The following is a 19,173-nucleotide window of genomic DNA, read 5'->3' as shown; positions in this document are numbered from 1 at the left end:
TCATCGGGGCGTCGCCCCAGCGGAGTCCGCACCGATGACCAGCAGTCCCCTGCCCTCCCGGATCAACCTCGCCCTGCAAGGCGGTGGCGCCCACGGCGCCTTCACCTGGGGCGTGCTCGACGCGCTGCTCGAGGATGAATCGGTCGATTTCGAAGGCGTCAGCGGCACCAGTGCCGGCGCCATGAACGCCGCCTGCCTGGCCCACGGCCTGCTGCATGGCGGCCGCGAGGGCGCGCGCCGGGCACTGGCTGATTTCTGGCTGGCGATGGCCGAGACCATGCCGGCGCAGTTTGGCAGCGCCCAGAGCAGCAGCATGGCGCCGGCGCTGAAGATGATGCTGCAATGGACCGATCACCTCAGCCCGGAGCAGTTGAACCCCTTCGACCTCAACCCGCTGCGCGACGTCATCGAGCGCCAGATCGACTTCGCCGGCCTGCGCGCCGCCAGCCCGGTCAAGCTGTTCATCGCCGCGACCCACGCCAATTCCGGCAAGCTGCGGCTGTTCCAGAACCACGAACTGTCGGCCGACACGCTGCTCGCTTCGGCCTGCCTGCCGACCATCCACCGGACCATCGAGATCGACGGCGAACCCTACTGGGATGGCGGCTACAGCGCCAATCCGGCGGTCTTCCCGCTGGTCTATCACTGCCAGTCGGCCGACATCCTGCTGGTCCTGCTGTCGCCGCTGCGTTTCAACGAAACCCCGGCCAGTGCCAAGGAAATCCGCGAGCGCCTGCGCGAACTGGCATTCAACGCCACCTTCCTGCGCGAGATGCGGATGTTCGCCCACCTGCGCGAGCAGATCGCCAGCGAGCAACCGCTGCCCGACTGGCTGCTCGACCGCCTGCCGGTGGCCCGCCTGGAACGCCGCTTCGCCCGCCTGCGCTTCCACGCAATCAGCGCCGACAGCGTGCTCGGCGAACTGCCGGCCGACAGCAAGCTGGCGGTCAACCGGGTTTTCTTCGAACAATTGCGCGACCAGGGCCGCGCCCACGCCGGCCGCTGGCTGGCCGACCAGCGCGAGGCGCTCGGCCGACGGCCGACGCTCGACCTCGGCGCGCTGTTCTACTGAACCGGGTCAGGCGGCAGCCGGCACCGGCCGCCGGCCAAGCCGGCTGATTCCCAGCGACAGCAGGATGACGCTGCCGCCCAGCGCGATCTTGGCGAGGTCGGCGTCGCGGTTCCAGATCAGCAGGTTGACCAGCAGGCCGAGCGGCACGTGCAGCTCGTTCATCACCGCCAGCGTGCCGGCATCGACGCGGACACTGCCCTTGACCCACCAGAACAAGCCGAGCGCCGTGGCGAACAGGCCCATCCACAGCAGCACGCCCCACTGGATCGCCGTGACCGGCAGCTTGTCCGGGTTGCCGAAAATCAGGAAGGACGGCAGCACGAGGACCAGCGCGCCGAGGAAGAAATGGCCGAAGAAGCGGTACAGCGGCAGCTCGACCGGGTGGCGCAGCAACAGGTGGCGGCACAGCACCTGGCCGGCGGCGAAGGTCGCGTTGGCAATCTGCAGCAGCACGAAACCCCACAGGAAATCGCCGGCCAGCGGCTGCCAGCGGATCAGGATGCCGCCGCCGACAGCGACCGCGGCGGCGAACAGCGCCCAGCGGTTGAAGCGGCGTTCGAGCGCGTCCTCGATCAGGGTCACGTAGATCGGCGTCAGCACCGTGAACAGCAGCACTTCCGGCACCGTCAGCACGCTGAAGCTGCGGTACAGACAAAGGTAAGTGATGCCGAACTGCAGTGCCCCGGCCAGCCAGAAACCGGCCGCCAGCCGCACCGGCAGGCCGCGCCAGACGGTGAACGGCAAAAAGATCAGGGCGGCGACGGCAACCCGGGCAAGCACGGCGAAGTCGCTGTCGACCTGGCCGGCGAGATACTGGCCGATCAGGCTGAAGGAAAACGACCAGATCAGGTTGACGATGAGCAGGTAGGACATGAGAACGGCCGGCGGCAAAAGCGCGAATGATAAAGGCAGGCGGCACCGGCCGCTAAAAGAGTTGCAGCTCGGCCTGCACCGCCAGCGGCTGCGGCGTTGCAGGCGGTGGCTGCAGCCCGGCCGCGCGCACGCCGAGCAGGCGGATACGCTTGCCGAGCGCGATGCGCTTCAGGCACTGCCCGGCCGCCTGGCGGATCGCCCGGGCGTCGGCCAGCGGTTCGGCCAGCGTCAGGTCGCGGGTGACCGTGCTGAAATCGGCGAAACGCAGCTTGATCCCGATCGTCCGCGCTACCAGGCCCTTGCGCGCGAGGTCGTCGGCGACCCGGGCGCACAGCCCGGTGAAGGCCTCGGAGAGCGCCGCCCGGTCGAGGCCGACGTCGAGATCGCGCTCGAAGGTGCTCTCGCGGCTGACCGACTTGGGGTCGCGCTCGGTCACCAGCGGCCGCTCGTCGATGCCGCGGGCGGCGCGCCACAGCCAGCTGCCGGTGCTGGCGCCGAAGCGGCGGACCAGTTCGCTCTCGGCCACCGCCGCCAGCTGGCCGACCGTGTCGACACCCATGGCGCGCAGCCGCTCGGCCGCTTTCGGGCCGATGCCGTTGATCTTGCGCGCCGCCAGCGGCCAGATCCGCGTCGGCACGTCCTCATGGCTGAGGATGGTGATGCCGTCGGGCTTGTCGAGGTCGGAAGCAATCTTGGCCAGCAGCTTGTTCGGGGTGATGCCGATCGAACAGCTCAGTCCGCTCGCCGCGAATACCGCCTGCTTGATCCGCCGGGCCAGCGGCAGGCTGTCCTCGGCGATGCCGCTCAGGTCGATGTAGATCTCGTCGATGCCGCGGTCCTCGATCACCGGCGCGACGCTCGCCACCGCCGCCTTGAAACGCCGCGAGTAGTCGCGGTAGGCGTCGAAGTTGGCCGGCAGCAGGATGGCGTCGGGCGCCAGTTGCGCCGCCTTCATCAGCCCCATCCCGGAAAACACGCCGAGCGCCCGCGCCTCGTAGGTCGAGGTGGTGATCACGCCGCGCCCGACGTAATCGCGCAGGCGGGCGAAGCGCAGGCTGCCGTCGGCCTGCTCGACCGGGCGGTCGACGCGGCGACCGCCAACGACCACCGGCTGACTGCGCAGCATGGGGTAATGCTGGAGCTCGACCGACGCGAAGAAAGCGTCCATATCGAGGTGGGCAATGCGGCGATCACTGTTCATATGCACAGTATAAAGCCCGAAAGGCCGCTCGCGCCAGCCTCCGGGTTATCCACGAAATCTGTGGATAAGTCTGTGGAAGCGCACTGGGTGTTGCTGCTAGCCAACTGACAGATAAGCACTTTTGTTGCATTGCTCATTTTCTTTGCACAAGCCGCCCTCGCTTGGCGTACAGTGTTGTCCTAGTCGTCTCAGTGACCCGCAACACCGCATCCTGACCCAGGAGGCCATCATGTCCAGCCCCATCAGTTCCAGCACCGCCGCGCAAGACGCCTATCGCAACCAGGCGGTCAATAGCCGTAATGAGCGGTCGATGAACGCCCTGAACAATAGCCTGAAGGCTGCCGAGAAAATGGCCAGCGCCATCGGTGCCGACACCACCGGGCTGAAAAATGCCCAGCAACAGGTTTCGCGTGCCACCTCGACGACCGGTGACAACAGTTCGACCAAAGTCACGCTAAGCGCCGACGGCGTCGCCAAACAACAGGCAGAAAGCACGCGCAGCGCATCGGCCACGGCACGGCCAGAACGTCGCCAGTTTGCTTCGGTCGATGAAGCCATCGCCTACGGCACTGCCCGTGCGGCCGAGCAGCGCGGTGTTCAGCAGAACAGCGCCAACAACGAAGAAAATACCCGGACCCAGGCCAGCAAGGGCACGTCCCGCCGTCAATTCGCCTCGGTCGACGAAGCCATTGCCTACGGCACGGCCCGTGCTGCCGAGCAGACCGCCGCCCGCCAGACCAGCGCCACCAACGAGGAAAGCAGCAAGGCTCAGACCAGCAACAACAGTTCGTCGCGGCGCCAGTTCGCTTCCGTTGAAGATGCCATTTCCTATGGCACGCAGCGGGCACTGGAGCAGTACAACAAGCAGAGAACCGCGCTCGGCTGAGTCGGCAGCGAACCAGAAACACATCGATCCGGGGCGGCCTGCGGGCCGCCCCATGTCGTTTACCGACGGCAGCGGGTAAACTGCCGGCGATGACCGCCCTACCCGCCCGCCCCCGCCTTCTGTCGGTGATTCCGCCGCTGACGCAGCTGAACACGCCTTACCCGGCGACAGCCTACCTGACGGGCTTCCTGCGTTCGCGCGGCTTCGACGCGGCGCAGGCCGACCTGGCACTGCTCACCGTCCTCGAACTGCTGTCGCCGGCTGGCCTCGAGCAGTTGCGGGCGGCAGCAGAAGCACTGCCGCGCAAGCAGCGCTCGCCGACGATCAAGACCTTCCTCAACCAGTTCGAGCGCTACCGCGTCGCCACCGGGCCGGCGCTGGCGCTGCTGCAGGGGCGCGACGGCTCGCTGGCGCACCGCATCTGCACGCGCGCCTTCCTGCCCGAAGGGCCGCGCTTTTCGGCGCTCGACCACTATGTCGACGACGGCAGCGGCGATCCGCTCGGCTGGGCCTTCGGCGCGCTCGGCATCCAGGACCGCGCCCGCCACCTGGCGACGCTCTTCCTCAACGACCTCGCCGACGTCATCCGCGAGGCCGCCGATCCGCGCTTCGAGTTTGTCCGCTACGCCGAATCGCTGGCCCAGAGTCAGCCCAGCTTCGAGCCGCTGGCGCAGGCGCTGGCGGCACCGCCGACGCTGGTCGATGCAACGCTGGAAAAACTGGCGATTTCGACGGTCGACCGGGAACAACCGGACATGCTGCTGCTCTCGGTGCCCTTCCCCGGCTCGGTCTATGCCGCCTTCCGCATCGCCCAGGCGGTGAAAGCAAAGTATCCGCAGATCGTCATCGTCCTCGGCGGCGGCTGGGTCAATACCGAGTTGCGCGAACTGGCCGAGCCGCGCGTCTTCGATTACGTCGACTACATCACCCTCGACGACGGCGAGGCGCCGCTGCTGGCGCTGATCGAGCACCTCGCCGGGCAGCGGCCGCGCCTCAACCTGCTGCGCACCTTCACCCGCGTCGACGGCGCCGTGCGCTGGTTCACCAGCGGCGAGCCGGATGTGCCTTTCGAAGACGTCGGCACGCCGACCTGGGACGGCCTGCCGCTCGACCGTTACCTGTCGCTGCTCGACATGCTCAATCCCATGCACCGGCTGTGGTCGGACGGGCACTGGAACAAGCTGACCGTCGCCCACGGCTGCTACTGGAAGAAGTGCAGCTTCTGCGACGTCAGCCTCGACTACATCTCGCGCTTCGAGGCCGCCAACGCCAGCACGCTGGTCGACCGCATCGAGCGCATCGTCGACGAGACCGGCCACAGCGGCTTCCATTTCGTCGACGAAGCGGCACCGCCGAAGGCGCTGCGCGCGCTGGCCGAGGAACTGCAGCGGCGCAATCTGGCGATTTCCTGGTGGGGCAACGTCCGCTTCGAGAAGTCGTTCACGCCCGAACTCTGCCTGCAACTCGCCGACAGCGGCTGCATCGCCATTTCCGGCGGCCTGGAAGTCGCGTCCGACCGCCTGCTGGCGCTGATGAAAAAGGGTGTCTCGGTCGACCAGGTGGCGCGCGTCACCCGCGCCTTCAGCGACGCCGGCATCCTGGTGCACGCCTACCTGATGTACGGCTTTCCGACGCAGACCGTGCAGGACACGGTCGATGCGCTGGAATACGTGCGCCAGTTGTTCGCCGAGGGCTGCATCCAGTCCGGCTTCTTTCACCGCTTCGCGTGTACCGTGCATTCGCCGGTCGGGCGCGATCCGGCGGCCTACGGCATCACGCTCAAGCCGGAACCGTTCAAGGGCTTCGCCAGGAACGACGTGGCCTTCGTCGACCCGACCGGCACCGACCACGCCAGCCTCGGTAGGGGATTGAACAAGGCGCTGTACAACTACATGCACGGCATCTGCCTCGACGACGACGTCCGCCGCTGGTTCGACGAACGCATGCCCAAACCCCGGGTCAAACGCGACTTCATCGGCCGGGCGCTCAGCAGCAATCTCGCGTAAGCTTGCAGCCGCCCCAACCGAAACCTCATGCCAAGATGAGATTGTGCCTCCGCGCCGACAGCCTGACCACCCGACTGATCCTGCTCGGTTCGGCGCTGCTGCTCGTCGGCGCCCTGGGTCGTATGATCTTTCTCAGCAGCTATCTGCGCAACGACCTGACCCAGCTGACCTCGGCCCAACTGACGTCGATCGCCCACTATGCTGCGCAGGACGTCGATCGCGACATCGTCGCCCGCCGCGACCTGCTCACGCACCTGGCCAGCAAACTGCCGCCTGCGCTGCTCGGTAGACCGGCTCAACTGCGCGCCTGGCTACAGGAGCGCCAGGAAACAAATCCGCTGTTCTCGCGCGGCCTGTTCGTACTCGACACCGCAGGACAGATCATCGCCGACTTCCCGGCGGTGCCCGGCCGTGCCGGCAGTTCGGCCGCTGATCGTGACTACTTCCGCCAAGCCAGCCAGGGCCACTTGGCGGTTGGACAGCCTACGACCGGTCGTATTGCTCCATTTCCCATCCTGCCGATGGCGGCGCCATTGCTCGATGACGGTGGATCGGTACGCGGAATTCTCGTCGGTGTTTCGGAATTGCAGTCGGGAAACTTCCTGGCCACGTTGTACACCACCCGAATCGGAAAAACCGGCGGTCTACTGCTGATCTCGCCACGCGACAAGCTGTTCGTCGGCGCCTCCGACCCGACGATGATCCTCGCCCCGACGCCTGCCCCCGGCATCAACCCGCTGCACGACCTGGCCATGAACGGCTTTCGCGGCACAGGCATCACCGTCAACGCCAAGGGCGTCGAGGAAATCGTGGCTACCGCCTCGGTGCCAAGCCTTGATTGGTTCGTCGTTGCCCGTCTGCCAACCAGCGAAGCGCATGGCTCGGTCAGCCGATTGATCCACTACATCCTGCGCAATACGGTGATCATCCTGCCGCTGTTCATCCTGGCAATGATCCTGATCATGCGCCGGATGATGCGTCCGCTGATGGAAACGGCCAACCGGGCCGACCGCATGACCCAGGGCGAACTGCCGCTGGAGCCGCTACCGGTCGCACGCAACGACGAGGTCGGCCATCTGACGGCGGCCTTCAACCGGGTGCTGTCGAAGCTCCTGGAAAGCCAGGCCGAACTCAGCCACATGGCGCATCACGACCAGTTGACCGGCCTGCCCAACCGCAAGCTGCTGGCCGACCGGATGAAACTGGCGCTGGCCCGCGCGCACCGCAACGACGGCTGGGTTGCCGTGCTGTTTCTCGATCTCGACGGTTTCAAGCCGATCAACGACCGCCACGGCCACGAAACCGGCGACCTGGCCCTGCGCGAAGTGGCCAACCGGCTATTGGCGGTGATCCGCCGCGAAGACACGCTGGCTCGCGTCGGCGGCGATGAATTCGTCGTCCTGCTCTCCGACCTTGACGCATCGGCGGGCGAAACCGCCGAACGGGTGGCCGACAAATGCCTGGCAGTCTTCGCCACGCCGTTCGACCTCCCTGCTGGTTCATGCGTACTCGGCACCTCGATCGGCATCGCCATCGGCGACGGCAACTGCGACCAGGACCGCCTGCTGATCGCCGCCGACCAGGCCATGTACCGCGCCAAGGAAGCCGGGCGCGGTCGCTATTGCCTGGCTTAGCCGAGCACCCCGATCACATTCAGGAAGATCACCACGATCGCCACCGGCGAAACGAAGCGCACCACGTTGTACCACATGGCAAACGCACGACCGCTGAGGCCGATTTCGTCGGCCACATGCGAGCGCTTCATCACCCAGGCGGCAAACAGGGCAATCAGCAGGCCGGCCAGCGGCATCATGATCTTGCTGGTCAGCGTGTCGAGCAGATCGAACAGGCCCAGCCCGAAGACGGTGAAACCGCTCCAGTCGTTGAACGACAAGGCAACCGCGATGCCGAGCAACCACACGCCGGCACACAGCAACAACACCGCCGCCGGCCGGCTCATGTCAAAACGCTCGACCAGCAGGGTCACGCCCGGCTCCAGCAGCGAGATGGCCGAACTCCAGGCGGCAAAGACCACCAGCACGAAGAACAGCACGCCGATGAAATGCCCGCCCGGCATCTGCGAGAAAGCCAGCGGCAAGGTCTGCAGGATCAGGCCGGGACCGGCCGCCGGCTCCAGCCCCTGGGCGAAGACGATGGCAAAGATCGACAGCCCGGAAAGAATCGCCACCAGCGTGTCGGCGCCGGCGATGTAGAGGCAGGTGCGCGGAATCGACACATTGCGTTCGAGATACGAACCGTAGGTGATGATCGCCCCCATGCCCAGGCTGAGCGTGAAGAAGGCATGCCCCATGGCGGCGAACAGCACGCTGCGGTTGATCGCCTCCGGCTCGAAGTGGAACAGGAAGCGGAAAGCTGCTGGCAGATCGGCGGCAACCGCACCGTAGCCGAGCAGGAAAACGAGGATGGCGAACAGCGCCGGCATCATGATCTTGTTGGCCCGTTCGATGCCGCGCGTCACGCCGCCCAGTACCACCAGCCCGCACATGCCCATGAAGGCGGTATGCCACAGGATCATCCGCTTCGGATCGGCCAGCAGCGCCCCGAAGGCCTCGCCGAAAGCCTCTTTGGGCAAGGCTTCAAAACCCTCGACCGCACGTACCGTGTATTCGAGCACCCAGCCGGCAACCACACTGTAGAACGACAGGATCAGGAAGGCACCGACGATCCCGATGTAGCCGATCACCTGCCACAAGCGGCTGGCGCCGGCCTCATCGGCGAGCAGGCGCATGCTGCCCACCGGACTGCTCTGGCCGCGCCGGCCGAGCAGGGTTTCCGCCATCAGCAGCGGCACGCCGATACCGACGATGCAGGCAAGATAGACCAACACAAAGGCGCTGCCGCCATTGACGCCGGTCATGTACGGAAACTTCCAGATATTGCCCAGACCAACCGCCGAACCGATGGTCACCAGAATGAAGGCCCAGCGGCTGGACCAGTGGGCGCGTGGCGCGTGCGAAGTTGTCATGAGCAGACCGAATTTGGCAAACCCATGATTTTATTAATTTCACCGACTACTGAAACCTAGGGATTTCACCAATGGCTCGCTGCACGCACAGGCAAATCGGTTAACATCGGCACACGATGCGACTCCTGATTTTCCTGCTGCTCGCGCTGCCAACCCTGGCCCTAGCCGGTGATATCCGCATTGGTATCCTGGCCTGGCTAGGGGAAGACACCGCCCAAACGCAATGGCAACCGTTAGGTGAGGCGCTATCAAAATCGCTTCCCGATCATCCCATCAAACTGCGCTACCTAGACCTCCATCAACTCGAGGCTGCAATCGCCGCTGGCGAGATCGATTTCGTCGTCACAAACCCCGGGCATTATGTTGTTCTCGAAGCGCGGCACGGTGTCACACGCATTGCCACCCAATTAATCGAGCCGGGTCAGGACTCTGCCCATGCAGTAGGTTCGGCGGTCATCGTGCGCGCCCAACGCAAAGATCTGGAGACCCTCGACAACTTGCGTGGGCAGCGGCTTGCTGCAGTATCGCCAGAAGCATTCGGCGGCTATCAGGTAATCTGGGCCGAACTCAAGCGTCGCAACATTGACCCGGAAAATCACGATTTCCTTCCTCTATACACCGATTACCCGATGTCACGTGTCATCGACGCCGTCCGCAACGGTCAAGCCGATGCGGGTGCGATCCGGAGCTGCCTGCTTGAACAGCTGATCCGCGAAGGAAGCGTCAACAACGACGAGTTTCGAGTCCTTTCGCCACAGGGATCGGACAGCCCCTGCCAGAGTTCATCACCCGCATATCCTGGCTGGGCCTTCGCCGCCGCCAAGAAAACGCCAGAAGCCCTGTCACGCGAGGTAATGATCGCACTGCTCTCGCTTCAACGCACCGACAGCGTCCTCCATTGGGGCGTCCCAGCTGACTACCACCCGGTGCACGAAATGCTGCGCGGGCTTCAGATCGCCCCATACGATTTCCTGCGCGAACATCGCCTGGCCTCACAAATTCACCGCTACTGGCCACTTGGGGCGGCGATACTGGTATTCATGCTGCTCTGGCTGGCTTACACCTTGCGCGTTGAGGTTCTGGTCCAGCGACGCACCCGCGAACTGTCCGCTGCGCTGAGTGCACGCGACGAACTGGAAGAGAACATTCGCACCCAGCAACAGCAGATGGAGCACTTGTCACGCCTATCCATACTCGGCGAATTATCAGGAACCCTGGCCCACGAACTCAACCAGCCGCTCGCAACCATCGGCAACTACGCCCACAGCCTGACCCGACGACTGAATGCCGGACGCCTGTCGAATGAAGCGGTCGCTCAGGCAGCGGGGGAAATCGCCAACGAATCCGAACGAGCTGCACAGATACTTGAAAGTATCCGCGACTTCGCCCGCAAGCGCGTCCAACCCAGGGAAAGGCGCAACGTTGTTGCATTGACCGAGGAGTCAAGCCGTTTATTTCGCGGCATGCTGGCCCGCGCACCGGACATTCTCCTCAACAACCAGCTGGGGGACACACCCAGCGATGTCGAAGTCGATCCATTGCAGATTCAGCAGGTCCTGCTCAATCTGCTGAAAAATGCGGTCGACGCGCATCGCACCGCAGGCGATGCCGGCTTGCCGATCAGAATCAGCCTTGACAGACAAGGGGAACAAATCCGGGTCAGCGTCCGCGATCACGGGATCGGTCTGAACGAAGATGCGCGAAAACACCTGTTCGAGCCTTTCTTCACAACCAAACCGGATGGCATGGGCCTCGGGCTGTCAATCTGCAAGCGAATCATCGAAGCGCATGCCGGCCAACTGGCGGCCGAACAGCCGTCGGATGGCCCCGGACTATCCGTTTCCTTTACTTTACCCGCAGCTTGCCCATGAACCGCACGGAATCCCACGCCATCATTCACGTCATCGATGATGAAGCCCCCTTTCGCCGTTCACTGATTTTTCTGCTCGAGTCGGCTGGCTGGCTAGCCAAGGGCCACGAATCCGGCGAAGCATTTCTCGACCACTTGCCAGATTTTCCAGTCGGCGGTGGCTGTCTGGTACTCGACATCCGCATGCCCAGGATTAGCGGACTTGAATTGCAGCGCCGTCTCCTGGCGACCGCTTCCCCTTGGCCAATCATTTTCATGACCGGGCACGGCGACGTTGATCTGGCAGTTCAGGCAATGAAAGACGGTGCCATCGATTTCCTTCAGAAACCCTTCAAGGACCAGGTTTTTCTCGATACGGTAGAACGCGCCGTAGGCATCAGCCAGGAACGCCAGCAGGCAAGTCAACGCTGTCAGGATGCCCGCCACCTGCTTGCCCGGCTATCGCCACGTGAGAGCGAGGTCGGGCGCCTCCTGGCGCGTGGACTGTCAAACAAGGAAATTGCCCGCGAACTATCGATCAGCGACAACACCGTACATGTCCACCGCCAGCATGTGATGGAAAAAACCGGCACTGGCAGTGCGGCCGAACTGGCCCGCTTGATCCTGCGCGCTGACCCTAACGGCCTCGATTGAGTGAAAAAAGGGCCAGCCCCATCAATGGGCTGACCCGACTGTCAGAACATCTAGTTACCTACTTCACGGCCTGCTTCGCCTTGTACTCTGCCTCCAGTTGCTTGGCCTTTTCGAGGAGCGGCGGGAACGGACCATACTTGTGCTGATCCGGCGTTGCACCATGCACATACGGGGGAAAAGACGCATCAATCGGCTTGTTCCAGCGAGCCGGAAAATCCCGGTCAAGATGTTTCTTGTGCGGACGCGGCTTGGACACCATGTAAGCAGCAACGTCATAGGCTTCATCAACGCTGAGTGTCGGATTGAGATGGCTGGTGCCCTGCGGCATATTGTGCAGGATATAGCGATAGGCCATCAGCAGGCGATTCATGCCAGCACCATCATTGAAGGAGTCAGCTCCCCACAATGGCGGAAAAACATACCCCTGAGCATCACCCTTGACGCCAACCCGTACCCCCTCGCCATTGGCCCCATGACAGGCGGCGCACTGGGCGACATACACCGCCTCCCCTGCAGCCAGATCGGCACGCCGATTCGGCGCTCTGGCGCGCTTGGTGGCCGCCCCTTCAATCTCGGCACCGACCGGAATGCCGCGTGACAGGAAATGGATATAGGTCACATAGGCTTTCATTTCCCGGGACTCGAACGGCAGTGCCTTACCACTCATACTGCGCTGCATGCAGCCATTGACCCGGTCTTCGACCGTACTCAGGTCATCCTCGCGACCCCGGTACTGGGGAAAGGCAGCCGTGACTCCTGTCCAAGGCATGGCAAACGGCTTGGTTGCATTATCCTGGTGGCAGGATGCGCAAGCCAGGTTATTGCCGGCAAAGCGCATTTTCTTGTCTTTCACTTCAGGGCCGATGTGAGCGAAGGTGCGCGTGGTCAATTCATGGCCGTAGCGGACCAGACGGCCGTAATGGTCATCCGGCAGATCCTCGATTTTCTGTACCGGACGATCGAACAGGCTGACCTTGGTCTCGCTTGCCAGGACCGGAACTGCCACAGCGGTGGCCAGCAGACCGAACACCCATTGACGTGCATTCATGATTCACTCCTTGAGTTATTTTTCAACGCACCCAGTCTAGAAAGAGCTGGTCTGCGCCTCAATTACCCCCTTCAGGGATAGGGATAATCGAAACCGGTTATGGACAAGCCCAGCAAATGCATGGCTTCGCATGGGATGCCAGGTGCCAAATCGGTTAACATCGCGCTCGCCCGATGCAACTGCAGAACGCCATGAACGACCAATTCGATCTCTTCTCCGCCCCGCCCGCCGACCCCGAAGCTGCGCTGCCGCCCGGCGAGCCGCCCCTGCCGCCCGCCGCGCAAGGCCCGGCCGAAGACATCCCGACGCCGGCCGACTACGCCGCCCGCCGCTATCTCGAATACGCGATGAGCGTGGTCACCGGCCGCGCCCTGCCGGCCAACGCCGACGGCCAGAAGCCGGTGCAGCGGCGCATCCTCTACGCGATGCACCGGATGGGCCTGTACAAGAGCCCGAAGCACGTCAAATCGGCGCGCGTGGTTGGCGACGTGATCGGTAAATATCACCCGCACGGCGACTCGTCGGTCTACGACGCGATGGTGCGCATGGCCCAGGACTGGAGCCTGCGCTACCCGGTGGTCGACGGCCAGGGCAACTTCGGCTCGCGCGACGGCGACAACGCCGCCGCCATGCGCTACACCGAAACCCGGCTGACGCCGATTGCCGAACTGCTGCTCGCCGAACTCGACGAAGGCACGGTGGACTGGAAGCCGAATTACGACGGGGTCAATGATGAACCCTGCCTGCTGCCGGCGCGCCTGCCCTTCTGCCTGCTGAACGGCGCCTCCGGCATCGCCGTCGGCATGGCCACCGAGATCCCCTCGCACAACCTGCGCGAGATCGCCCGCGCCGCCGTCGCGCTGATCCGCGACCCGCAAACCAGCGAGGACGATGTGCTGCGCCTGGTGCCCGGCCCGGATTACCCGGGCGGCGCCCAGATCATCTCGACGCCCGAGGAAATCGCCGCCACCTACAAGAGCGGTCGCGGCAGCCTGCGCGTGCGCGCCAAATGGAAGATCGAGCCGCTGGCGCGCGGCCAGTGGCGCCTGGTCGTCACCGAACTGCCGCCGGGCGTGTCCACGGCCACCGTGATGTCCGAGATTGAAGCCTGCTCCAACCCGGTGGCCAAGGAAAAGGCCGGCAAGAAGGTGTTCACGCCGGAACAGCTCAACCTCAAGGCGGCCTTCCTCTCGGCCATTGGCGAAAGCGGCGTGCGCGACGAATCGGGCAAGGAACACGACGTCCGCCTGGTCATCGAGCCGGCCAGCTCGCGCCAGGGCCAGGACGACCTGGTGCGCCTGCTGCTCGCCCACACCAGCCTGGAAACCAACGCCTCGATCAACCTGACGCTGCTCGGCCTGACCGGCTCGCCGCGCCAAGGCACGCTCTACGACATGATCGCCGAATGGTGCCGTTTCCGCCTGGCAACCGTCGAACGGCGCACCCGCCACCGGCTCGCTGCCGCCGAGCGGCGCATCCACATCCTCGAAGGCCGGCAGGCGATCCTGCTCGACATCGACCGCGTGATCAAGGTCATCCGCGAATCGGACGACCCCAAGGCCGACCTGATCGCCCATTTCAAGCTCTCGGAAATCCAGGCCGAGGACATCCTGGAAATCCGCCTGCGCCAGCTGGCCCGCCTCGAAGGCATCAAGATCGGCGAGGAACTGGCCAAGCTGCGCGAAGAAGCCGCCGGCCTCAACAAGCTGCTCGATTCGGAAACCGCATTGCGCGCCTGCGTCGCCGCCGAAATCGAAGCCGACGCCAAGAAATACGGCGACGACCGCCGCACCCTGATCGAAACCGCCGAACGCGTCACCCTGTCGGACGCCAAGAACGTCTCGATCCCCGACGAGCCGACCACGCTGATCGTCTCCAAGCACGGCTGGCTGCGCTCGCGCACCGGTCACAACGTCGATCCGGCGCAACTGACTTTCCGCTCCGGCGACAGCCTGCTCGCCTGCATTCCCTGCCGCACGGTCAACCACCTGATCCTGCTCGACACCAAGGGCCGCGCCTACTCCATCCCCGCCGCCGACCTGCCCGGCGGCAAGGGCGACGGCGTCCCCGCCACCTCGCTGGTCGATTTCCAGGACGGCGGCAAATTGCTGCTCGCCCAGGCCGTCGCCGCCGACAAGCTGTATCTGGTCGCCGGGGAAAGCGGCTACGGCTTCCGCGTCAAGGGCGAGGACCTGCTCTCACGCGGCAAGGCCGGCAAGGCCTTCCTCAGCCTCGACGACGGCGAAGCCCCGGCCATCTTCCAGCCGGCCCCAGCCGACGGCGACATCGCGGTATTCACCAAGGACGGTCGCGCTCTGGTCTTCCCGCTCGAAGAAATCCGCCTGCTCGGCAAAGGTCGCGGCCTCAAACTGATCGACGCCGCCCCCGGCAAAACCGCACTGGAAACCATCGAACCCGTCATCGACGGCGTCGCCGGCAAACTCAAGGGTGATCGCCTGGAACTCTGTCGCGGCAATCGCGGCGGCAAGGGCAAACCGGTGAAGGCACCGCGCAAGTAAGGCGCGGCGGGTTCGCTCAATCGATCCGCAGATCGCGCGTTACCCGCCGCAGCTCAAGCGCTTTGGCATGGGCGTGTCGCGCGTGCAGGCGCGGGTCGGTGAGTAGCTGGCCGGCGGATTCGCCGAGCACCATGACCACGCCGAGGACCGGCAGCACCAGCATCAGGCCAGGGACGCCGGCGACGGCGCCGCCGATGAAGATCATCAGCACGGTGACCAGCGGGTGCATGTTCAGGCTTTTACCCACCGTCACCGGCATGAAGACGAAGTCGTCGAGCAGGCGCACTGCGACGAACAGGCCGATGGCGGCGTAGGCGACACCCGGCTGGCCGGGGAAATCGGTGGCGACGACCAGCACCACCAGCAGGCAGCCGATGACCGAGCCGACGAAGGGAATCCAGGCCAGCACGGCGGCCAGCAGACCAAGCATCAGCGCGCCGTCGATGCCGATCACCCACAAGCCAGCGGCCAGACACAGGGTATCGAGCAGGGTCAGTTGCAGCAGGCCGACGAAATACTGCCGCGCCGTGCGATCCACCGCGTCGATCAGCGCCAGGCTGCGCTCGAAATAGGCATTGGGCACGGCACGCAGTAGCAGGCGGCGAAAACGCCAGCCGTCGCGCAGCATGAAAAAGGCGATGAATGGGACCAACAGCAGCGAAGGCGACCAGACCATCAGGCCCATGACGATGCCCGGCAGGTATTTTTCGGTGAAATGTTCGAAGAAACCGCCCAGCTGGGTTTCCAGCATGGCCCGCGCACCGCTTTCGGCGAGGAAGGCGGAACGCGCTTCAAGATCGCTGAGGACGTCGGTCAGCAGGCGGATGCCGCCACCGATGTAGCGCAAGAGGGTTTCGTGCAGACCGGCCACGTCGCCGAGCAAGCGCGGAAAACCATAGACGACCGGGAGCGCGAACACGAGAAACGCCGCCACGCTGACCATGGCCGCGGCGGCGTCGTGCGACACCCCCCGCAGCAGCAGGCGCAGCTTCAGCGGCGCCAGCAGGTAATGCAGAACCAGCGCCAAGATGAAGGGCACGACCAGCCACAGGATTTTCTGGAAGAAGAACAGCAGCAGACAGGTGGCCAGGATGTTTCCCGTCCACACCAGCGGCCCGGCCCGGTAACGCAGCAGGCTCACGATGCTTCCCTGGCTGGCGCAAGTTCGAGCATGGCGCGCAGGCGGCGACCGAGATGGCGCGCCAGTTGCAGCGAAATGCAGGAAGCGATGCGGGCGTGCGATACCATCAGGCGGTCGAATTCGGTACGCGGCAGGACGACCAGCGTCGTCGGCTCAAGCGCCCGGATCTGCGCCGAACGTGGCGCGCCGTCGAGCAGGCCCATCTCGCCGAAGAACTCACCGGCGACGAGTTCGGCCAGCGGCTTATCACCCGCCCCCTCGGCGATGACGGCAACACGGCCGCTGACGACGACATACAGCGCCTGACCGTCTTCCCCGGCATCGAAAACGACTTCGTCGGGCAGAAACTGGCGCTCATGGGCAAATGCCTCGACCACGCGCAATTCGCGTACGCCGAGATCGCTGAACAATGCCGTACCGCTGAGCCGGTGCCCAGCCCGGCTTTTTCCCCGCTCAAGCCAATGCCACTTCATGACGCCCCCCGTTCATTCCTGCGGCATTCTAGCTCAGCTACGAACGCACAAAAGAAAACCGGGGCCGCAGCCCCGGTTTGTCGTGCATCGTCAGGCGACGATCAGATCAAGCAGCCTTCTTGGCGGCAGCCTTCGGGGCAGCAGCGGTGGTGGCCTTGATCGTGGCTTCGGTCGCAGCGGAAACGCTGGCTTCGGCAACTTCGGCAGCCTGCTTGGCAACCTTGTTCAGGCCGTCCATGGCTTCGTTGGCGGACTTGATCGCCGTCTTGACAGCGGCAACGGCAACTTCGGAACCAGCCGGGGCGGAAGCCAGGGCCTTTTCAACCAGATTGGTGACCTTGGCGTTGGTATCGGCGACGTGCGATTCAACTTCCTTGGTGATCTTTTCCTTGGCATCGGTCGCGATGGCGATCACGTTGCGCGAGTACTCGACACCCTTTTCGATCGACGGGGCAGCAATGCCCTTCTGCAGTTCAACCAAGGACTGGATGTCCTTGACGCCGAGCAGGGCGTTCATGTTGGACACATAGGCCTCGAAAACCGAACGCGAAGCGGACAGGTTCAGGACAGCCAGACGCTCGATGCCATCGAAAGCGGTGTTGGCAAAGAACAGGGCAAAGTTGAAGCCGGACTTGGCGAACTCTTCAGGTTTGATGGTCATTTTGATTCTCCGTGGGGGTTGGGTGATTCCTGATCTGCATATGTTGCAATGCAGCATGGACGTATTCTATCTACTGACGAAATCATGTCAAGACAATTTTGTGCATCGCACCATTTTTGCTTTTTGACGACGATGCAGCGATCCTGACAGCGACACAGGCTAACAAATCGGCATTTCAAAATGGCGGCAATATCGTGACAATTCGGGGATCAGCCACCTGCGCTCCCCCAATGCCGGAAAAAAACGCCAAGCCCTGGTTCCTCTACCTCATCGAATGCATCGACGGCAGCATCTACACCGGCATCACAACCGACGTGAAGGCGCGCTATGCCGTGCACTGCGCCGGCAAAGGCGCGCGTTACACGCGTGCCCGGCCGCCGGTAGAATTGCTGGCCTGGCAGATGCAGCCTGATCGCGCCGCCGCCGCCCGCGCCGAATACCGGGTCAAGCAACTGTCACCCCAGCAAAAACGCCAACTCGCCCGGAACCTCGCCATGCAGATCCAGCTTTCCCCGGCCATTCAACTGCTCCACGAAACGCGCCACGCCGTCCTCAGCACGCACTCGACCCAGTTGCCCGGTTTTCCCTTTGGCACAGCCGTACCGCTGGTGCTCGACGAGCGGCAACAACCGCTGCTGCTGATCAGCGCGCTGGCCGAGCACACCAAGAACCTGCTCGCCGACAGCCGGACCAGCCTGGCCGTCGTCGAGGCCGGCAAGGACAACGTGCAGGACGCCGCGCGCATCACGCTGGTCGGCCGCTGCGAGCCTTGTGAAGCTTCAACGGCCCTGGTCGAGCGCTACCTCCGCTACCAGCCCGAGGCGGCGCAGTATCTCCAGCTTGATTTCATGTTCTTCCGGCTAGTCCCGGAACGCGCCCGTTTCATCGGCGGCATCGGCCGCATGGGCTGGATCGACGGTGCGGACTGGCAAGCGCTGCCCGGATTCACCCTGGCAGAGGAACAACAGCTGATGACGGAAATCGAACCACTATTGCCTACCCAGGTACGCATGCTCGGCATCGACCCGTTCGGTATCGATATTGACGACGCGGGTCAGCGCTGCCGTCGGCAATTTGCCCAGGCAAACAGCTTTGATGAAGCCAGAAAGACACTGACCGGGTTATTCTCGGCGAACTGACCGGGGATCGTCACCAGACAGTTAACAATCTTCGTCCAGATGGACAGAACACGGCCCGACCGGCGACAGGCCCGCCACCTTGCCGAAGTTCGCGGTCTTGCGCGCAATCAACATCGCGTCCTTGGCCACAATCGGGGCGCCGCGATGAATGTGGATCAGCACATTGCTTCCGGAACGCGAGCGAACCTGCGCCACCCAGTGATTGCAGGCAATTTCCGTCTGATTCTGCAAACTCATGAAAGCCTCCGAACAGAAGTCGCGATTGTCGAACAGAAACGCATGACAGACTGTACGGGAACGTAACCGCAGCTTACTTGGCCGATGGCAGCGCTGCAGGAACGAAAAAGCCCGATCGGGGATCGGGCCTTCAGGTGCTCGATGGTGGGCGGTACTGGGTTCGAACCAGTGACCCCTGCCGTGTGAAGGCAGTGCTCTACCACTGAGCTAACCGCCCATCGTCCTGGTTCCTCAAGGGTTTCCCCTCTGTGGGCTTTACCGTAGCCCCTCTCCGGTCACCCAGTTGTCACCCTGGAGCACCAGATGGCAACGATTAGACAGAGGAATGACCGCTGGCAAGTCATCGTCAAGCGCAAGGGCTACCCGACCCAATCCAAGACCTTCGACCTCCGAAAGGATGCCGAAAAGTGGGCACGCCAGCAGGAGCG

General features: G+C 63.9%; 16 protein-coding genes and 1 tRNA gene. 8 read left to right on the top strand and 9 right to left on the bottom strand.

The window, feature by feature from the left end:
- Positions 1–34 precede the first annotated feature (34 nt).
- A complete protein-coding gene (locus G471_RS0110995; RefSeq protein ID WP_028995385.1) occupies positions 35–1,072 on the top strand; it encodes a patatin-like phospholipase family protein in 1,038 nt (345 codons plus the stop codon).
- 6 nt (positions 1,073–1,078) lie between these two features.
- Here the strand turns inward: G471_RS0110995 and G471_RS0110990 are convergent, their stop codons facing one another.
- The gene (locus G471_RS0110990; RefSeq protein WP_028995384.1) at positions 1,079–1,945 is read right to left on the bottom strand and encodes an EamA family transporter; all 867 of its coding nucleotides are present in this window, start codon (positions 1,943–1,945) and stop codon (positions 1,079–1,081) included.
- 52 nt (positions 1,946–1,997) lie between these two features.
- Complete coding sequence (gene dinB, locus G471_RS0110985) at positions 1,998–3,146, bottom strand: DNA polymerase IV (RefSeq protein ID WP_028995383.1); 1,149 nt, start codon at positions 3,144–3,146, stop codon at positions 1,998–2,000.
- 229 nt (positions 3,147–3,375) lie between these two features.
- Here dinB and G471_RS0110980 point away from each other — a divergent pair, with 229 nt between their 5' ends.
- The 3 genes from G471_RS0110980 to G471_RS0110970 all read left to right on the top strand — a co-directional run bounded on the left by G471_RS0110980 (position 3,376) and on the right by G471_RS0110970 (position 7,672).
- Positions 3,376–4,032, top strand: coding sequence for a hypothetical protein (locus tag G471_RS0110980; protein WP_028995382.1), 657 nt, complete (start codon positions 3,376–3,378; stop codon positions 4,030–4,032).
- Positions 4,033–4,121: 89 nt separating this feature from the next.
- Positions 4,122–6,038 (top strand): B12-binding domain-containing radical SAM protein, encoded by a 1,917-nt coding sequence (locus G471_RS0110975; protein WP_028995381.1) that lies wholly within the window; start codon positions 4,122–4,124, stop codon positions 6,036–6,038.
- A 35-nt stretch (positions 6,039–6,073) separates the two neighbouring features.
- Positions 6,074–7,672 (top strand): GGDEF domain-containing protein, encoded by a 1,599-nt coding sequence (locus G471_RS0110970; protein ID WP_028995380.1) that lies wholly within the window; start codon positions 6,074–6,076, stop codon positions 7,670–7,672.
- On the opposite strand, the gene G471_RS0110965 is transcribed toward G471_RS0110970, so the two are convergent.
- The gene (locus G471_RS0110965; RefSeq protein WP_028995379.1) at positions 7,669–9,024 is read right to left on the bottom strand and encodes a sodium-dependent transporter; all 1,356 of its coding nucleotides are present in this window, start codon (positions 9,022–9,024) and stop codon (positions 7,669–7,671) included. The genes G471_RS0110970 and G471_RS0110965 overlap by 4 nt on opposite strands.
- A 116-nt stretch (positions 9,025–9,140) precedes the next feature.
- Here G471_RS0110965 and G471_RS0110960 point away from each other — a divergent pair, with 116 nt between their 5' ends.
- A complete protein-coding gene (locus tag G471_RS0110960) occupies positions 9,141–10,895 on the top strand; it encodes a sensor histidine kinase (RefSeq protein ID WP_028995378.1) in 1,755 nt (584 codons plus the stop codon).
- A complete protein-coding gene (locus G471_RS0110955) occupies positions 10,892–11,527 on the top strand; it encodes a response regulator transcription factor (protein WP_028995377.1) in 636 nt (211 codons plus the stop codon). The genes G471_RS0110960 and G471_RS0110955 overlap by 4 nt, the downstream gene beginning before the upstream one ends.
- A gap of 58 nt (positions 11,528–11,585) precedes the next feature.
- Here the strand turns inward: G471_RS0110955 and G471_RS0110950 are convergent, their stop codons facing one another.
- On the bottom strand, positions 11,586–12,575 hold the full coding sequence (locus G471_RS0110950; RefSeq protein WP_043421525.1) for a c-type cytochrome: 990 nt from the start codon (positions 12,573–12,575) through the stop codon (positions 11,586–11,588).
- 191 nt (positions 12,576–12,766) lie between these two features.
- Between G471_RS0110950 and parC the strand changes: the two genes are divergently transcribed.
- Entirely contained in the window at positions 12,767–15,094 is a 2,328-nt protein-coding gene (gene parC / locus G471_RS0110945) for a DNA topoisomerase IV subunit A (RefSeq protein ID WP_028995375.1), read from the top strand.
- A gap of 16 nt (positions 15,095–15,110) precedes the next feature.
- Here the strand turns inward: parC and G471_RS0110940 are convergent, their stop codons facing one another.
- The 3 genes from G471_RS0110940 to G471_RS0110930 all read right to left on the bottom strand — a co-directional run bounded on the left by G471_RS0110940 (position 15,111) and on the right by G471_RS0110930 (position 17,369).
- Positions 15,111–16,235: an AI-2E family transporter gene (locus G471_RS0110940; protein WP_028995374.1), complete on the bottom strand. Its 1,125-nt coding sequence runs from the start codon at positions 16,233–16,235 to the stop codon at positions 15,111–15,113.
- Positions 16,232–16,708, bottom strand: coding sequence for a cyclic nucleotide-binding domain-containing protein (locus G471_RS17435; RefSeq protein WP_081700233.1), 477 nt, complete (start codon positions 16,706–16,708; stop codon positions 16,232–16,234). Before G471_RS17435 ends, G471_RS0110940 begins: the two co-directional genes overlap by 4 nt.
- Before the next feature lie 106 nt (positions 16,709–16,814).
- Positions 16,815–17,369 carry a phasin family protein gene (locus G471_RS0110930; protein ID WP_028995373.1) on the bottom strand — a complete coding sequence of 185 codons (555 nt, stop codon included), beginning with the start codon at positions 17,367–17,369 and terminating at the stop codon, positions 16,815–16,817.
- 230 nt (positions 17,370–17,599) lie between these two features.
- Between G471_RS0110930 and G471_RS0110925 the strand changes: the two genes are divergently transcribed.
- A complete protein-coding gene (locus tag G471_RS0110925; protein WP_081700232.1) occupies positions 17,600–18,508 on the top strand; it encodes a GIY-YIG nuclease family protein in 909 nt (302 codons plus the stop codon).
- 21 nt (positions 18,509–18,529) lie between these two features.
- Here the strand turns inward: G471_RS0110925 and G471_RS0110920 are convergent, their stop codons facing one another.
- On the bottom strand, positions 18,530–18,745 hold the full coding sequence (locus G471_RS0110920; protein ID WP_028995371.1) for a hypothetical protein: 216 nt from the start codon (positions 18,743–18,745) through the stop codon (positions 18,530–18,532).
- A gap of 142 nt (positions 18,746–18,887) precedes the next feature.
- Positions 18,888–18,962 (bottom strand) — tRNA-Val (locus G471_RS0110915).
- Positions 18,963–19,173 lie beyond the last annotated feature (211 nt).

It is taken from the genome of Azonexus hydrophilus DSM 23864, from assembly GCF_000429605.1.
Lineage (GTDB): Bacteria > Pseudomonadota > Gammaproteobacteria > Burkholderiales > Rhodocyclaceae > Azonexus > Azonexus hydrophilus.
The sequence above is the reverse complement of the archived record's forward strand: the minus strand, read 5'-3'. Positions and strand labels throughout refer to the sequence as shown.

Coding starts and splice junctions, on each gene's coding strand:
- G471_RS0110975 (WP_028995381.1), top strand. CDS start 4,122: ATGACCGCCCTACCCGCCCGCCCCCGCCTTCTGTCGGTGATTCCGCCG.
- G471_RS0110960 (WP_028995378.1), top strand. CDS start 9,141: ATGCGACTCCTGATTTTCCTGCTGCTCGCGCTGCCAACCCTGGCCCTA.
- G471_RS0110995 (WP_028995385.1), top strand. CDS start 35: ATGACCAGCAGTCCCCTGCCCTCCCGGATCAACCTCGCCCTGCAAGGC.
- G471_RS0110955 (WP_028995377.1), top strand. CDS start 10,892: ATGAACCGCACGGAATCCCACGCCATCATTCACGTCATCGATGATGAA.
- G471_RS0110930 (WP_028995373.1), bottom strand. CDS start 17,369: ATGACCATCAAACCTGAAGAGTTCGCCAAGTCCGGCTTCAACTTTGCC.
- G471_RS0110965 (WP_028995379.1), bottom strand. CDS start 9,024: ATGACAACTTCGCACGCGCCACGCGCCCACTGGTCCAGCCGCTGGGCC.
- G471_RS17435 (WP_081700233.1), bottom strand. CDS start 16,708: ATGAAGTGGCATTGGCTTGAGCGGGGAAAAAGCCGGGCTGGGCACCGG.
- G471_RS0110950 (WP_043421525.1), bottom strand. CDS start 12,575: ATGAATGCACGTCAATGGGTGTTCGGTCTGCTGGCCACCGCTGTGGCA.
- parC (WP_028995375.1), top strand. CDS start 12,767: ATGAACGACCAATTCGATCTCTTCTCCGCCCCGCCCGCCGACCCCGAA.
- G471_RS0110925 (WP_081700232.1), top strand. CDS start 17,600: ATGCCGGAAAAAAACGCCAAGCCCTGGTTCCTCTACCTCATCGAATGC.
- G471_RS0110970 (WP_028995380.1), top strand. CDS start 6,074: ATGAGATTGTGCCTCCGCGCCGACAGCCTGACCACCCGACTGATCCTG.
- G471_RS0110980 (WP_028995382.1), top strand. CDS start 3,376: ATGTCCAGCCCCATCAGTTCCAGCACCGCCGCGCAAGACGCCTATCGC.
- G471_RS0110920 (WP_028995371.1), bottom strand. CDS start 18,745: ATGAGTTTGCAGAATCAGACGGAAATTGCCTGCAATCACTGGGTGGCG.
- dinB (WP_028995383.1), bottom strand. CDS start 3,146: ATGAACAGTGATCGCCGCATTGCCCACCTCGATATGGACGCTTTCTTC.
- G471_RS0110990 (WP_028995384.1), bottom strand. CDS start 1,945: ATGTCCTACCTGCTCATCGTCAACCTGATCTGGTCGTTTTCCTTCAGC.